Origin of the sequence: uncultured Formosa sp. (genome assembly GCF_947500765.1) — a bacterium.
Taxonomy (GTDB): Bacteria; Bacteroidota; Bacteroidia; order Flavobacteriales; family Flavobacteriaceae; genus Formosa.
Genome location: NZ_CANMTH010000005.1, coordinates 120,167 through 135,827, shown reverse-complemented (window position 1 = coordinate 135,827; position 15,661 = coordinate 120,167). Strand labels below are relative to the sequence as shown.

Genomic DNA, 15,661 nt, shown 5'->3' with positions numbered 1-15,661 from the left:
CGTGTTTTCTACATTAAGTTTTCTTTTGAAAACATAAATATAAAAACACGCAACTTTCCACACACAAAGTGTTATCCTGAAAATATTTTCAGATCTAAGAAGTATTAATTTTTATTAAAAAAAATTGACACTCTACTATTTTTGCAATTTCACGAAATAATCAAAAATTTCTGGAACGTTTCCTTTACCCATATCTGCTTTTACAGCAGCTTGTAGGTTAGAAGATGTAGCTTCTGCAATCGAAGAAGTTGTTCCAAGATCGTTCATCATCTGTACAAAATAGCCTAAATCTTTATTTGCATTAGCAATAGAGAAACCTAAATCACTTACGTTATCTACAGCATAGTTTTTACAGAATTTCATGAATGGTGAATTTGAAGGACCTGCAGACATAATGTCGAACAATTGTTGCCCATCTACACCTGCAAGTTTAGCTGCAGCAAAAGCCTGAGACATAGCAACTACAGTTGTCATACCCATAAAATTATTAATTAACTTTGTTGTATGTCCTGCACCAAGAGCTCCTAAATAAAATACATTCTCTCCTTGCTCGTCTAAAACTGGTTTCACTTTTTCAAAAGTATCTTTATCTCCGGCAGCCATAATGTTAAGCAATCCGTCTTTTGCATGAGCTGGAGTACGTCCTAGTGGAGCATCAATCATACCAGCGCCTTTTTCAGCAAGATCTTTACCAATCTTAATTGTAGAAGCAGGAATAGATGTTCCAAAATCAATTAAAACAGCACCTTCTTTAATACCAGCTAATATACCTTCTTCACCATATACAATCTTTTCTACAACAGCAGAAGTAGTAAGACAGAACATTATGATATCACTCTTTTCAGCTAATTCTTTAGGAGTGGCAGCTTCTGTAGCATTACCACGAGCAATAACAGTTGCAACTTGGTCTTTATTAAGATCCATTACTATTAGCTCGAAACCTCTCTTTTGCAGATTTTCAACCATATTACCGCCCATAAGGCCTAGTCCGATAAATCCGATAGTGGGTTTTTTCATATTTAACTTATTTAAATTATAATTGTTATTGCAAAGATATGCATGCTGTTAACATTTACGAAATTTTTTAACAGATCTCTACCATGCATTATTAATTTTTTTTTAATAAAACAAATACGAGAAAACATTCATTTTAAGCAAAGTAAAAGTCTAACAATTGTAAAACAGCTTGTCTAGACCTAGATTCAGCTATTATTAGCTTTAATATTTAAATCCCATAATGCTTAAAATCTAACCATTAGCAACTGTATATATTTCAGTTAAAAAAATAAAATAATTGCATGATATTATGTTAAAAACAGATTTAAAAGTAAAACACTGAATCTCCCTTCACCTTGACAATTTCTTACCCAAAAAAACGGAATTTACTACTACGAATAGCTAATATTATAAATTAAAAACCCTACTAGAATTATAAGCTTTATAGATTTTCCTACAAATATCCTCCCTCTTTTGTATCTTAGTTTTTTAAATAAAAAATCAGTTTGTTTTTTTTATAGCGACCTCTACCCTATTTAATAACTAATCACATACTACAAACATTTTATGAGTACACTGCAAGATTTTCAAAAACGAGTTATAGCTAATGCTTCCCAAGTAAAAGGATTAAAGATTGGTGAAAAAGCACCAAATTTCATATTACCCAATGCATTTGGCCATTTAATTTCACTTTCAGATTGCTTAAAGTCAGGATCTGTTGTCTTAAAATTTTACAGAGGTGAATGGTGCCCTATTTGTAATCTTGACCTTATAGAAATTCAAAAACACATAAGTCAATTCAATGATTTTAACACCAAGATAGTAGCCATAAGTCCACAAAAACCTAATGATGCGTTAAGTATTACACAAAAAAACGAACTTGGATTTGAAGTCTTAAGTGATAGTGACCAAAAGGTTATTACATCTTATAATTTACAATTTGATCCAGGTGAAGATTACCACCAAAGACGCGACTTGTCTCTTTTAAATGGCAATGGATTAATAACACTTCCTGTGCCTGCAACGTTTATAATTGATCAGGATTTTACTGTCATTGCAGCTCATGTGGAAGCCAATTACACAGAAAGAATGTCTCCTGAGGAAATTTTAGACATCCTAAAAAACACATAAAACACGGATTAACAACAGATATAATTTCTACATAACTATTCTCAAAATTCTAAAATCAAACTCTTTCTTTAGTATTTATAAAATAAGGTCTACATATACCAAAACACTAAGAAAATACACTAGTTTTGAGTTTTAAACAGAAATCATACTTTAATGCCCCACATAAACACCATTATATGAAAACATTTTATACGCTAATCTTAATCTCTTTTTTTTTAACATCTTGTCAAACAGAACAAACAGATTTAGCGCTAAAACTTGAAAAAGGAAAGACTTACAAACAGATTTCTAATGCCAAAGCAACCATTACACAAAAAGCTAATGGACAAGAAATAAAAATGATTATGACTATTAATGGAACTTTAAGTTTTCTTGTAAACACAGTAAATGATACTGATTACAGCATGGAAGCGACTTTCGATGAGTTAAATATGTCTATGCAAACCCCCCAAGGTACAATGTCTTTTAGTTCTGAAAAGGAAGATAAAAACGATATCATGTCGAGTGTTTTTAAAACCATGAAAAACAAAACTTTTGGAATTACAATGAGTAAGACCGGAAAAATTGTTGATATAAAAGCCGTTAATAATGCTTGGGACACAGCTATAAATAGTATGGAACAACTTTCCGACAGACAAAAAGGGCAATTAAAAGCTCAGATAATGAAATCTTACGGTGCTCAAGTTTTAAAAGATAATATTGAAATGGCAACTGCAATTTACCCAGAACATGGACTAAGCACAGGAGATACATGGACTATAAATAAGACTATTGAATCTAATATGCATGCTAAAATGATTACAGATTATAAATTTGTAGAACGCACACCTGATCATATATTAATAACAGGAAAATCAGCCATAAGCACCACCGATAAAGAAGCATATATCGAGTTTAACGGCGTAAGTATGAAGTATGATTTAACAGGAACTATGACATCTAAAATTAAGGTAGATAACAATACGGGATGGATTATTGAAGCAAATATGGATCAAGAAATAAAAGGAGATGCTTTTATTAAAGAAAACGATCGCATGCCAAATGGTATGACAATTCCAATGTATTTAACAAACATCACAACCATTACAAATTAACCAAAACACTAATTTAGTATAAATAAAAAGCTTACAGAATAAACAATTCATTCTGTAAGCTTTTTTAGTGGTATATTTTTAATGCTACTTCTTATTATAAACTAAGTTTTACAACAAAAATGCATTCTTTTAAATTACATAGCTGCTTTATAAATTGCAACTGCATCTTCTAAAGTAACAGCTCTTGGGTTTCCACCTGTACAGACATCTTCAAGAGCATGTTGTCCCATAACTTCAAAATCAGATTCTTTAACACCTAATTCTCTTAATCCAGATGGAATTCCAACAGCTTTAGATAATTTCTCGATAGCTTTTATGGCTTCATTGGCACCTTCTAAATCATTTTTATCAGAAACCTCAACGCCCATTGCTCGTGCTACCTTTTTAAGTTTGTGCGTACATGCAGGAATATTAAAACGCTCTACATGTGGTAATAGAATAGCATTGGCTACACCATGAGGCAAATCGTACATTCCTCCTAATTGATGCGCTAAAGAATGGACAAAACCTAAACCAGCATTAGAAAAAGATTGTCCTGCAATAAATTGTCCCCAAGCCATTTTACTTCTAGCTTCTATATTACCTCCATTTTTAACAGCTTCTTCTAAACTAGATGAAATTAACTTAACCGCTTGTAAAGCTAAAGTATCAGACCAATGAAAAGCACCAGTACACACATAAGATTCTATAGCATGTGTTAATGCATCCATACCTGTAGCAGCAGTTAAAGCTGCCGGTTTACCTAACATTAATTCTGGATCGTTTACAGCAATAGATACTAAACAGTTTTTATCGACCATCACCATTTTAACATGACGCTCTACATCTGTAATTACATAGTTAATAGTCACCTCACTTGCTGTTCCAGCAGTTGTATTTATTGCTATAATTGGTAGAGATGCTTTTTTAGATTTATGAATACCATCGTAGTCATTAATTTCTCCACCGTTTGTAGCTAAAATACCTATAGCTTTTCCACAATCTTGAGGCGAACCTCCACCAAGTGTAATGATAACATCACAATTATTTTCTTTCAATAATTTTAATCCATTCTTTACATTCTTCACTGTAGGATTAGGCTGTACATTATCAAAAACAACCATTTCAATATTAGAACTCGCTAAAGTATCTATTACCTTTTGGGCAACACCTATTTCAACAAGTATTTTATCGGTTACAAAAAGCGCCTTTTTATAAGGTAATGCTTTTAATTCTTCTGCTAAATCTTTTAATGATCCTGGACCAATTAAACTTAGTGGCGGTAAATAAATTCTTCTACTTTGTAACATAATATTTTATATTCTATTTTAAATAATCTTTCATTAATAAAGCAGCTCCTAAAGCACTTTCGTTTTTACAATCCGAAATTTTTATGGTTATGCTTGGTTTCAATAATTCTAAAAATTTGATAAAAATTCTATTTCTATTAAACCCGCCTGAGATATAAACGTCTTTCAACACCGCCTTTTCGTCTGATATTAATTCTATAGCTTGAATAACTTTTTTGCTTATTTCATAAATTAATTGAAAATAAGCTGTTTCATAAGACTGAAACTTTTTCAACAATTCTGGATGTGCCTCAAAATCGTTATCGATACCTTCTGATAAAAACACACGAGTATCTTGATGTATTAATGTTTCACAAAGTGTTTCATTAAGAATTAAGTCTATATGTGTATTTATATCTACTTTAAAATAATCGCTTAAGGCTTTGATATAAACTTCGTGAATACGTCCTAAAAATTGCATAGACGATTTTACTTGTTGTTTTTCGGGGGTCATAAAACATAAACAATTATTCTGAAGTTGGTATTGGGTTAAGGTTTCTTTACTAAACGGGTTCATGGCAATAATCCAAGTTCCGGTAGACAGTAAAACAAAATCGTTATCTTTTTCTTTTTTTAATAATGGTATAATTGAAGAAGAACTATCATGTAAACCAGATCCGACTGCAATCTCTTGGCCGTTAATTTCTGCAATAACAGCTTCGGTGCCTTTACAAGGTTCGGGTAAGGAGATACCTTCTTCTCTTAACCAACTATGGTATTGCATATTATCATAATCCCAAGTTGCGGTGTGTGCACCAACCGATGTAAAATCGGCAGTTATTTTGTGAGTAAACAGATAACTTAAATATTGTGGGTAATGCAAAATAGATGAAACCTGTTTCCAGATCTCTGGTTTATTCCGCTTAATAGACAACATTTGAATTCCCGTATTAAGCATACCATAAGCTGGAGATGCTGTTTTTCTAGAAAATTCTTCTACGCCACCTTGAGAGATATAAAAATCTTGATAATCGTTAAGATCTAAGGGTTTTAAATAATTATATAAAGGCGTAATACGTTTACCTTCCTTATTTAAATAGACTAACGAAGCTCCATGGGTAGAAAAATTTATAGCCTTTATGTGATAAAGTCCTTGATTTTGAATTTCTATAATTTCGTTTTGAATCCAACGTTCTATAGCCTCAATATTGTCGCAACAAAATCCATCATCATCTTTAACCTCTTCAAATTGAATACTATTTTGAGACACAACTTGAAAGGCTTCATCAAATAAAAATATTTTCTTATTCGTTTTTCCTATATCTATAACGGCTATAACTTGTTTCATCTGTTTAAATTTTTCTTCTAATCCCGATAACATTGGGATATTTTATTAAATACACCTGAAGCCATTATGCAACTCTTAAAAACGGCTTAATTTCATGTTTATGTTTGGAATATTTTAGATAGATAAAGCCTTCCCTCTAATAGTTATTACACTATTAAAGGGATAATCTTTATCCATTTTACTATAAAAAAGCGGTATTAATATCTAATTATCAGTTCAAAAAGAAATAGATGTTTGAACTATTTTGTAATTACATATTAGTGTTTAAACCCATATAATGGGCCGTAGTTTTGGCATGCTCTGTAATCTGAACCTTCTAGATGTTCTCCAAAAGCCGACCATGCACTTGGTCTAAATACATCATTCTCATTTACATTATGCATATTTACAGGAATACGTAACATAGCTGCTAACGAGATTAAATCTGCACCAATATGTCCGTGAGTAATTGCACCGTGGTTTGCTCCCCATTTTGCCATTACTGTATACACATCTTTAAAAGCACCTTGTCCTGTAGTTCTTGGTACAAACCAAGTTGTTGGCCAAGTTGGATCTGTACGTTCGTCTAAGACTTTATGTATATCTTCTGGTAATTCGACACTCCATCCTTCTGCAATTTGAAGTACTGGTCCAATGCCTTTTATAAGGTTAACTCTACACATAGTTAATGGCATAGTTCCTTTTGTTAAAAATTGAGATGAGAATCCTCCTCCTCTAAAATATTCTGTGGTGGCTGGTGGCCATTTTGTATTATCTAAACAACGTTTAACATCGTCTTCTGTAATATCCCAGAATGGTTTCATTGTAGGATTTCCTTCAGCATCTAATTGTTGTGCTGTAGCATCTAAAGTCGTAGATCCAGAATTAATTAAGTGAATAATTCCATGCTCTGCAAGACCTGTTAGTTTTTTACCTGTAACACGCTCTACAGATTCTGGGCTCCAATATGTACGTACGTCTGAGAATAATTGTGCTTTATTAGTCAATAAGTGACCAAATAACATAGAGATTGCATTTAAACAATCGTTTTCTGTAGCAAACACGTATGCTTGACGAATACCATTCCAGTCGAAAGATGAATTTAAAATAGACTCTGTATAATCTGCATTGGGTTGGTAATCTGTCCACTGACGTTGACCCTGAAAACCTCCCATAATAGCATTTCTACCTTTAGACTCTTCACCAAATCCCATGTCTTTCAACTTAGGATTCCCGTTCATTAAATCTTTACAGATTAAAGTCATTTTCACAACTTTCTCCCATTCTTTATCTTTTTCTTCACGAGATTTCTGGCTTTCCGGACTATTTCTATCTTCGGCTTCTTTACAGTTTTCTTTGGTCCAAGCTAAAGCTTTTTTATATTCGTCTTGATCAAAAATATTATTTTCAATACGTCTTAAAAGTTCAACAGATTCTACAAATTCTGCTCTCACCCCTAAATAGTCTTGTAAAAAATTAACATCGACCATAGATCCTGCAATACCCATAGAACTATACCCGATAGATAAATACGATTTCCCTTTCATTTGTGCTACAGCAAGTGCTCCTTTTACAAAACGTAAGATTTTTTCTGATACATCTTCAGGAATTGATTTATCTCCTCCATCTTGTACTTCTTTACCATAAATACCAAAGGCTGGTAATCCTTTTTGAGAATAACCTGCTAAGGCTGCTGCTAAGTATACAGCACCTGGTCTTTCTGTACCATTAAATCCCCAAACAGCCTTAGGTGTTAATGGATCGGTATCCATTACTTCTGTACCATAACACCAACAAGGCGTTACAGTTAAAGACACTTCTACACCTTCTCTTTTAAATTTATCTGCACATGCTGCTGCATCTGCAACACCACCAATTGTAGTATCTGCTATAACACATTCTACCTTTTCCCCACTTGGAAAACGTAATGTATCTTCTATTAATTTTGCGGCTGCTTTAGCCATATCCATAGTCTGAACCTCTAAAGATTCTCTCACACCTAGCTCACGTCCATCAATCGTCGGACGAATTCCTACTTTTGGTAGTCTCCCTATTAATCTACTCATCTTTATAATGCTTTTATATTATGTAAATTGCTCTAATTCTGTTAATTGATCGTTAGATAAACCTGCTGGTTTAAATCCTGCTGCCCAACACATCATTAATAATTTTGCTCCTTTATTTGCGACATCTAAAAAGTCCCAAGCTTTCATAACATCTGGTGCGGTTGCAGTTGCTCCATGTTTTTCCCATAGTGATACGTTACGCGTTTTAAAAGCTTCGATAGTAACTTTAGCTAATGCTGCGGTACTAGATAATGCATATGGTGTACAGTGAATTCCTTTAGGCACAAATACTTTCACCTCTGGACACATCATCCAAATTTGTCTGTTTAATTCTTCTTCATTATCAAACAATTCGTGATGACTCATACAAATTAACTCTAATGGATGCGTATGTACCACTGCTAAGTTTTCTGGATGATGTTGTGAGTTAAACAAGTGGATACTTGCATGAGAAATTAATTCGCAAGTTGGTCCGAAATTAGGACGATTACCTCCCCATATAATAGAATATGCTGTTGCCGCTTCATTGATATAAAGAATACAAGACACTTCTTCTAATTTATCTACTAAATCTCTTAAATAACAACCCGTACCGGTAATGTATAAAACAAACCCTCCAGCTTCTTTAGGAAAATCGAAAGGTACTTCTTCACCAATACCTTTAACTTCGTCTTTCGAGAAAAAAGAAGTTAAATTCATCGAAATATTACCTGCATTTCGTTCTGCCCATTCTCTTTGCCATAAGTATCCTGCTACAGTAGACACTTTTTTTAATTCTGCCTCTACTTCTATTGGAAGTTTTAAAGTTTTCATAGTATTTAATTATGTTTATCTCACAAAAATAGTCAACCTATATCGTCAAATAAATATTCAAAATCTGTATTTTCGTATCTAATTCAAACATTGTTAAAAAAATGAAGTTTGTAAAAAGTATTGAATTAGGAGATCCTTCCTCGAATAAACAGAATTTTATTGACCTTAGGTTAAGGATGATGTGTTGCCGATATTGGTTATTAGATTTATGGGATTGCCACGATATGGTTTTCCCGTTTTGGAGGTTATATTGGAATAAAAATGAAGGTGGCCAATTAATACATCAAAACACGGTGTACGAAATGGATTCTAATCACATTTATATTATACCGCCTTTTACATCCTTTTCTTCCCAATTCAAAAAAAACCATAGATATACCACAGGAATTCATGTTTCGGGAAAACAATTCAGCGATAATATTAACGAAAAGGATTATATAGAGCATTCGTTAATTCATTTCTTTATTCATTTTAATCTTGGAGTCCCTTTTGACAGTGTGTATCCTGGAATTCTAAAAATTGAAATGACCGATTATTTAAAGGAGCGTTTAGAGTATTTAACCGAACGATTGATATTAGAAAATAAAGATTTTAAACTGACATTCAATTTAAAATTACAAGCCTTTATAAAAGAAGCCTTGACTAATATTGGTCCAGAATTATGGAAAACCACAATAATAGATGAACGGGTTTTAAAGGTGATTCGTTATGTAGAAGCCAATATTGAAAAAAAATTAAAAAACACAGATATGTCCTCCTTAATAAATATGGCACCAAACTCCTTTGCCCGATTATTTAAAGAAGAAATGCAAGTCACACTTCATAACTTTATTCAGAATAGGAAAATTGCCAAATCATGCGAACTTTTTGAACACACAGATAATTCTATTGAAGAAGTGGCTTATAATTTAGGATTTTCTGACAGGTACCATTTCTCTAGAGTCTTTAAGGCTGTTACAGGACTAACACCTGCGGTTTACAAATCTGGAAGATATACTTAAGCAACAATTGATCTTCAAAATTGATACGTTTTAATCATTTACAGGATCCAAATACATCATTAATACTTATTTCATTATTGAGAATTATTTTCAGTACAAACAAAATATTTAACTGTATAAAATACACCTACTATCTAATTACTTTAAAACTTAAAAACAGAGTATCTGAAACTGTTTTAAGAAGGTGTTTTTTAGAACTAAAATCATTTCATGTTAGAAACACATCTATAACAAAAACAGTAACTCTTAAGTATTGTTCTAAATCTGCGTTTTCAAAACACTAAATTACAAAGTTTTAAAACCACATTTACGACTTAAAATTCATCAAAAAAATAGTTAAAATATTCACAATTGTTTAAATTATACATAAAATAGATAATTATAGATAAAACTTTTTGAAGTCATATCTTTAAGTTTGATAATAGCAAAACCATATTTATTTTTTTAACCACAGCCTATACCTTATATAGACTTTAAAAATAAATTAAAACAGAGTATCTCAAACAAATGTTTAAATATAATTAGGTAAAACCATTTGTATTTATGCACACTAAATTTAAAGAAATTATGAAACCATTTGAACAGTTTATAAACGGAAGGTTTGTAACATCTACGTCTACAGATGTTATTGAAATTTTAAATCCTTGTACAGAAGAAGTATTATCCTTAATGCCTGTAGGAAGTGTTAAAGATGCAGATTTAGCCTTAGAGGCTGCAGAAGCTTCACAGCATGCTTGGAAATCTTTATCAGCTATAGAAAGAGCCAAATTTTTACACAAAATGGCTGATGTTATTCGCGAAAACCGCGTAGCTCTTGCAGAAACACTAGCTAAAGAACAAGCTAAAGTAATAGATTTAGCTCAGGTTGAAATTGATGTCACTGCAGATTACTTTGATTATAACGCAGGTTGGGCAAGACGTATAGAAGGAGAAATTATACAAAGTGACCGACAAAAAGAACATATTTTTTTACATAAAGCACCTATTGGTGTCGCTGTAGGAATTCTACCATGGAACTTTCCATTCTTTGTAATGGCTAGAAAAATTGCCCCATCTCTAGTAACAGGTAACAGCTGTATAATTAATCCAAGTTCTGTAGCTCCAAATACGGTTATGCAATTTGCACAGTTAATAGAAAAAATAGGCGTCCCAAGTGGTGTATTAAACTTTGTCTGTGGTAAAGGGAGTATTGTTGGAAATGCACTCTCTAAAAGTCCAATTACGGGTATTATTAGCTTAACTGGTAGTGTAGGTGCTGGTCAGAAAATTATGGAAGCCGCAGCAGAAAATATTACAAAAGTATCTTTAGAATTAGGAGGAAAAGCACCAGCTATAGTGTGTGCCGATGCTAATTTAGATTTAGCAGTTAATGCTGTAGTAAGCTCAAAAATTATATTTAGCGGTCAGGTTTGTAATTGTGCAGAACGTGTCTATGTAGAAGATTCTATATACGACGAGTTTATGGACAAGGTAACTAAGAAATTTACTAAAATAAAGGTTGAAGATGCTTTTGCAACAAACAATCCAGACATGAGTAGTTTAGTAAATAAAGACCAATTAGATAAAATTTCTGAAATGGTTGAATATGCTAAAAAAGAAGGAGCAGAAGTTGTTGTAGGCGGAAGCAGATCTAGCCAATTTGATAAAGGATATTTCTACCAACCTACCCTACTTACAAACGTAACTCAAAACATGCAAGTTATACAAGAAGAAGTTTTCGGACCAGTATTACCGGTAATGAAATTTGCAACTTTAGACGAGGCTATTGCCTTATCTAATGACTGCCAATACGGACTAACATCTTCAATTTTCTCAGAAAATTTCAATAAAGTCATGCATGCTTCTCAAGAACTACAATTTGGAGAAACCTATGTTAACAGAGAACATTTTGAAGCTATTCAAGGATTTCATGCAGGATGGAAAAAATCAGGATTAGGTGGTGCCGATGGAAAACATGGTATGGAAGAATATCTTCAAACCAAAGTGATATATGCTCAGTATAGATAATAGTAAATCAAGATCATGTTTCATTTTTATATCTAATCAAGTTGGAATAGTTTTATCTATTTCAACTTGATTTATTTTACACTAAACTTCAAACTTATTTTTAAAACTAACCTACTAATTAAATTCATTACTTTTTAACCGGTATTTTTACTGTATTTATATCTTATTGCATTATTAAAACGTAATAACACCTTTTAAAACATTATAGAATTCTTAAATAGTACGGCCTAAAACTTACTATGACTACAACAATGCAACCTCCTATTGTATCCAAAAAATTTTTAATTCCATTTATATTAATAACATCTTTATTTGCCCTTTGGGGTTTTGCCAATGATATTACCAACCCTATGGTTGCAGCCTTTGCAACGGTTATGGAAATATCTACAGCAAAAGCCGCTTTAGTACAATTGGCTTTTTATGGTGGCTATGCAACCATGGCTATACCTGCAGCATTATTTGTTAGAAAATACTCTTATAAAAAGGGCATTCTTTTAGGCTTATCGTTATATGCTATAGGTGCCTTACTCTTTTTTCCTGCAGCGAAATATGAGGTTTTCGGATTCTTCCTAGGATCGCTTTACATTTTAACTTTTGGTTTGGCTTTTTTAGAAACAACCGCCAACCCTTTTATTCTATCTATGGGAGATGCTAAAACAGCAACACAACGTTTAAATTTAGCACAAGCCTTTAATCCTATTGGTTCTCTTTTTGGCATGTTTGTGGCTTCAAAATTTATACTTGTTGCCTTAGATTCTGACATACGAAATGAAGCAGGCGAACTTGTTTTTAACACCTTAAACGAAGCGCAAAAAGCAGTTATTAGAACCCACGATTTAGAAATTATTAGGAACCCTTATGTCATTCTTGGTTTTGTGGTGATAGCAATGTTAGTTGTAATATCTATTACTAAAATGCCTAAAAGAGCCGTTAATGATAATCCAACTAGTGCAGCATCTTCATTTAAAAGATTATTCAAAAACGAAAAATATAAAGAAGGTGTCATTGCCCAGTTATTTTATGTTGCTGCTCAAATTATGTGTTGGACATTTATTATTCAATATGCTGGACACTTAGGAATTTCGAAAGCAGAGGCCCAAAATTATAATATTCTGGCCATGACAATATTTTTAGCAAGTCGATTTATAAGTACATTTTTAATGAAATATATAAACTCAAGAAAATTACTCATGATTTTTGCTCTAGGTGCTATGGTAACCATTTCTGGAGTCATTTTAATTGAAGGTATTTTAGGACTTTACTTACTCGTTGCAACTTCTGCCTTTATGTCTTTAATGTTTCCTACAATTTATGGTATAGCATTACATGGGTTAAGCGAAGAAGATTCTGCCTTAGGAGCAGCCGGTTTGGTTATGGCAATTGTAGGCGGTGCATTAATGCCTATTTTGCAAGGAACACTTATTGATATCGAACATATAGGTCCTCTATCTGGAGTAAATTTCTCATTTATCCTTCCTTTTATTTGCTTTTGTGTGATTGCTTTTTATGGATACAGAACTTTAAGGGTACATGATTAATAATTCATATTACAATGATTCCTTAACCATATAAGTTAAATTAATACGTTTTTTTTGTTAAAAAACCCAAATTAACAATTAATACAATAATTGTGGCATATTAATTTAATAAGGTTTATTTTGCGCGAAATTAAAAACCAATACAATATGAAGTTTATTAAAAATGTAAGTTTATTATTTGTTTTCGCACTTACAGTGAGTACCATTAATGCTCAAAAATTAAAATCATTCGGTAGTTCTATCGAGAAAAAAGTAGGTCCTGTTACAAAAAAAGTTCCTTACACCGATGTTATTAGTTATTTAGGACACGCTGCTCCTGGCTCTGAAGATGAAGTAAAAGATGGTAAGAAATTTTACTACATTTATGTATGGATTCCTGCTGTTGCTCCTGAATTAGGATTAAGAATGATGTCTCCTGCAGGAGATGCAAAAACTAAAAACGCAATTATTGGAGCTGGATATGAAGAAAACAAAGATTCTAAAGACTTTTTCGATACTTACATCACTTTAGAAAGATCTAGTGTATTCACAGAAGATAAAATTGCTGGTTCTGCAAGTGCAACTTGGACTAAATTAGCAAGTAATGACGATAGTGGAGAAATGCCAAAACAACCAAGCGGTAGTTCTTACAACTCACTTTTACGTTACGAAAGTCAAGTTGGAGATCCTTTAAAAGCATTAACTAAAGGATTATACAGAATTGGATTTACAACTTACAAAACAGGTGAAGTAAACGGAACGTTCCTTGCTCAAATAGGGTCTCCAATAAAATTACCAGGTGTTGTAATGTCTAATACAATCGAAGGGCTATTAGAGCAAATGAAATAATCATTTTCTTTTAATATATTAAAAATCCAAGTCAAAAGACTTGGATTTTTTTTGTTTATTATTTAGAAGTATTTTTAATTTAAATATTGAAAGTGTAGCCAATATTATGGCAATTCCAGGTAACATCATTATAGGTAAATACCAGTTTTTCATTTTAATTATTTAAAATAATGGCGCACACCATAACTTGCTAAAACACCTTCTCCTGTTGCTGCTGCTACCTGAGCAATAGCACCTTCCCTACAATCTCCTGCTGCAAAAACACCTTTTACACTAGTTTCCCCTAAAGCTGTAGTTTTAATAAAGCCTCTAGGATCTAAATCGATAAAATCTTTTACATTTTGCGTATTAGGAATCAGACCAATAAAAATAAATGAACCATCGGCATGTAATTCTTCAACCTCACCAGTCTCATTATCTTTAATCTGTAAACCTTTAAAATTTCCGTTTTCATCTTTTAAAAACGCTACAGATTCCTTATTCATATAAGTCTCTATATTTTTAATGCTAGGCAATTTATCTATATACGTTTCTGAAGCTGAAAATGTTTTACTTCGGTTAACAATACTCACTTTTTTACAAAATCCTGATAAAAATATACCTTCTTCTAAAGCACTATTCCCACCACCAATAACAATTATTTCACGATCTCTATAAAACGCACCATCGCAGGTGGCACAAAAATGTACACCACCACCAATAAGATCGGCTTCATTCGGAATTCCTAATAATCTGTAAGTAGACCCTAAAGCAAGTACTACACTTTTACTTACATACTCGCCCATATTAGTTTCTAATACAAATTCATTTCTTTTTTTGCTTATTTTATTTACTGCTACACCCGTTTCAATTTTAGCACCATAGGTTTTAGCTTGCTCAGACATTTTAGTCATTAATTCTGGACCGGAAATATTAGTAAATCCTGGATAGTTTTCAATCTTTTCAGTTAAAAATGCATTGCCGCCAATATTCTTTTTCTCAAGAATTAAAGAATTAAATCGATCGCGTTGAATATAAATTGAAGCCGTTAAACCTGCTGCACCTGCACCAACAATTATGGTATCAAAAACCGTTTTTTCTGCTTCTTTACCAATATCTAAAACCTCTTTTAAAATGGAATTATCTGGATTCGTATACGAAGTCTCGTTAATAAACACAGTAGGAATAATACGTTTTCCGTTATTGGTTTGCTCTACTAAATCTGCTGCCCATTTATTTTTATCGACTTCAATGTATTGAAAATTAATCTCGTTATTTTGTAGATACGTTTTTGCACGCTGACAATCCGGACACCAATCTGCACCATACAATTTTATAACGCCTTGCTTATTAATTCCTAAAAGATTTGCCAAGGTGGCATTATCAGGGTTTGTATAGGGTTTTTCATTAACTATAACCGTTGGAATTATACGTTTTCCCTTATTTATGGCTTCAACTTTTGCTGTAGCTTCTTTATCTAAATCGACATCTATAAACTTAAAATCTATTTGATGTTCTTTTAAATATGCTTTTGCTCTCTGGCAATCTGGACACCAATCTGCGCCATATAAATCTATTGTATTCATATTCTTTTTGTATGTAAATTAGTTAGT

12 protein-coding genes are annotated in these 15,661 nt (G+C 32.4%); 6 read left to right on the top strand and 6 right to left on the bottom strand.

Translation table 11 applies throughout. The features are described 5' to 3' along the window. Window positions 1–135: 135 nt before the first annotated feature. Window positions 136–1,017, bottom strand: a complete 882-nt coding sequence (locus Q1B05_RS11195) for an NAD(P)-dependent oxidoreductase (RefSeq protein WP_366944369.1) — start codon at window positions 1,015–1,017, stop codon at window positions 136–138. Window positions 1,018–1,563: 546 nt separating this feature from the next. Here Q1B05_RS11195 and Q1B05_RS11190 point away from each other — a divergent pair. After that, window positions 1,564–2,127 carry a peroxiredoxin gene (locus tag Q1B05_RS11190; protein ID WP_299780681.1) on the top strand — a complete coding sequence of 188 codons (564 nt, stop codon included), beginning with the start codon at window positions 1,564–1,566 and terminating at the stop codon, window positions 2,125–2,127. A gap of 176 nt (window positions 2,128–2,303) precedes the next feature. After that, window positions 2,304–3,221 (top strand): DUF6263 family protein, encoded by a 918-nt coding sequence (locus Q1B05_RS11185; protein WP_299780679.1) that lies wholly within the window; start codon window positions 2,304–2,306, stop codon window positions 3,219–3,221. Between the two features lie 134 nt (window positions 3,222–3,355). On the opposite strand, the gene Q1B05_RS11180 is transcribed toward Q1B05_RS11185, so the two are convergent. The 4 genes from Q1B05_RS11180 to rhaD form a co-directional block, all read right to left on the bottom strand. Further along, a complete protein-coding gene (locus Q1B05_RS11180) occupies window positions 3,356–4,510 on the bottom strand; it encodes an iron-containing alcohol dehydrogenase (protein WP_299780677.1) in 1,155 nt (384 codons plus the stop codon). Window positions 4,511–4,523: 13 nt separating this feature from the next. Next, window positions 4,524–5,837: an FGGY family carbohydrate kinase gene (locus tag Q1B05_RS11175; RefSeq protein ID WP_299780671.1), complete on the bottom strand. Its 1,314-nt coding sequence runs from the start codon at window positions 5,835–5,837 to the stop codon at window positions 4,524–4,526. A gap of 257 nt (window positions 5,838–6,094) precedes the next feature. Continuing rightward, on the bottom strand, window positions 6,095–7,882 hold the full coding sequence (locus tag Q1B05_RS11170) for an L-fucose isomerase (protein WP_299780669.1): 1,788 nt from the start codon (window positions 7,880–7,882) through the stop codon (window positions 6,095–6,097). A gap of 18 nt (window positions 7,883–7,900) precedes the next feature. Then, the gene (gene rhaD / locus Q1B05_RS11165; RefSeq protein ID WP_299780667.1) at window positions 7,901–8,695 is read right to left on the bottom strand and encodes a rhamnulose-1-phosphate aldolase; all 795 of its coding nucleotides are present in this window, start codon (window positions 8,693–8,695) and stop codon (window positions 7,901–7,903) included. 101 nt (window positions 8,696–8,796) lie between these two features. Here rhaD and Q1B05_RS11160 point away from each other — a divergent pair, with 101 nt between their 5' ends. The 4 genes from Q1B05_RS11160 (at window position 8,797) to Q1B05_RS11145 (ending at window position 14,069) form a co-directional block, all read left to right on the top strand. Then, a complete protein-coding gene (locus Q1B05_RS11160) occupies window positions 8,797–9,696 on the top strand; it encodes an AraC family transcriptional regulator (protein ID WP_299780665.1) in 900 nt (299 codons plus the stop codon). Between the two features lie 567 nt (window positions 9,697–10,263). Further along, a complete protein-coding gene (gene aldA, locus Q1B05_RS11155) occupies window positions 10,264–11,703 on the top strand; it encodes an aldehyde dehydrogenase (protein WP_299780663.1) in 1,440 nt (479 codons plus the stop codon). 239 nt (window positions 11,704–11,942) lie between these two features. Continuing rightward, window positions 11,943–13,241, top strand: coding sequence for an L-fucose:H+ symporter permease (fucP, locus tag Q1B05_RS11150; protein WP_299780661.1), 1,299 nt, complete (start codon window positions 11,943–11,945; stop codon window positions 13,239–13,241). A gap of 147 nt (window positions 13,242–13,388) precedes the next feature. After that, window positions 13,389–14,069 (top strand): Lipl32 family lipoprotein, encoded by a 681-nt coding sequence (locus Q1B05_RS11145; RefSeq protein ID WP_299780659.1) that lies wholly within the window; start codon window positions 13,389–13,391, stop codon window positions 14,067–14,069. A gap of 158 nt (window positions 14,070–14,227) precedes the next feature. On the opposite strand, the gene Q1B05_RS11140 is transcribed toward Q1B05_RS11145, so the two are convergent. Next, complete coding sequence (locus Q1B05_RS11140; protein WP_299780657.1) at window positions 14,228–15,634, bottom strand: FAD-dependent oxidoreductase; 1,407 nt, start codon at window positions 15,632–15,634, stop codon at window positions 14,228–14,230. Window positions 15,635–15,661 lie beyond the last annotated feature (27 nt).

What these genes read in the sequence shown, in the direction of transcription:
- Q1B05_RS11190 (WP_299780681.1), top strand. Translation starts at nt 1,564, where the DNA reads ATGAGTACACTGCAAGATTTTCAAAAACGAGTTATAGCTAATGCTTCC.
- Q1B05_RS11145 (WP_299780659.1), top strand. Translation starts at nt 13,389, where the DNA reads ATGAAGTTTATTAAAAATGTAAGTTTATTATTTGTTTTCGCACTTACA.
- Q1B05_RS11160 (WP_299780665.1), top strand. Translation starts at nt 8,797, where the DNA reads ATGAAGTTTGTAAAAAGTATTGAATTAGGAGATCCTTCCTCGAATAAA.
- Q1B05_RS11185 (WP_299780679.1), top strand. Translation starts at nt 2,304, where the DNA reads ATGAAAACATTTTATACGCTAATCTTAATCTCTTTTTTTTTAACATCT.
- rhaD (WP_299780667.1), bottom strand. Translation starts at nt 8,695, where the DNA reads ATGAAAACTTTAAAACTTCCAATAGAAGTAGAGGCAGAATTAAAAAAA.
- fucP (WP_299780661.1), top strand. Translation starts at nt 11,943, where the DNA reads ATGACTACAACAATGCAACCTCCTATTGTATCCAAAAAATTTTTAATT.
- Q1B05_RS11170 (WP_299780669.1), bottom strand. Translation starts at nt 7,882, where the DNA reads ATGAGTAGATTAATAGGGAGACTACCAAAAGTAGGAATTCGTCCGACG.
- aldA (WP_299780663.1), top strand. Translation starts at nt 10,264, where the DNA reads ATGAAACCATTTGAACAGTTTATAAACGGAAGGTTTGTAACATCTACG.
- Q1B05_RS11180 (WP_299780677.1), bottom strand. Translation starts at nt 4,510, where the DNA reads ATGTTACAAAGTAGAAGAATTTATTTACCGCCACTAAGTTTAATTGGT.
- Q1B05_RS11175 (WP_299780671.1), bottom strand. Translation starts at nt 5,837, where the DNA reads ATGAAACAAGTTATAGCCGTTATAGATATAGGAAAAACGAATAAGAAA.
- Q1B05_RS11140 (WP_299780657.1), bottom strand. Translation starts at nt 15,634, where the DNA reads ATGAATACAATAGATTTATATGGCGCAGATTGGTGTCCAGATTGCCAG.
- Q1B05_RS11195 (WP_366944369.1), bottom strand. Translation starts at nt 1,017, where the DNA reads ATGAAAAAACCCACTATCGGATTTATCGGACTAGGCCTTATGGGCGGT.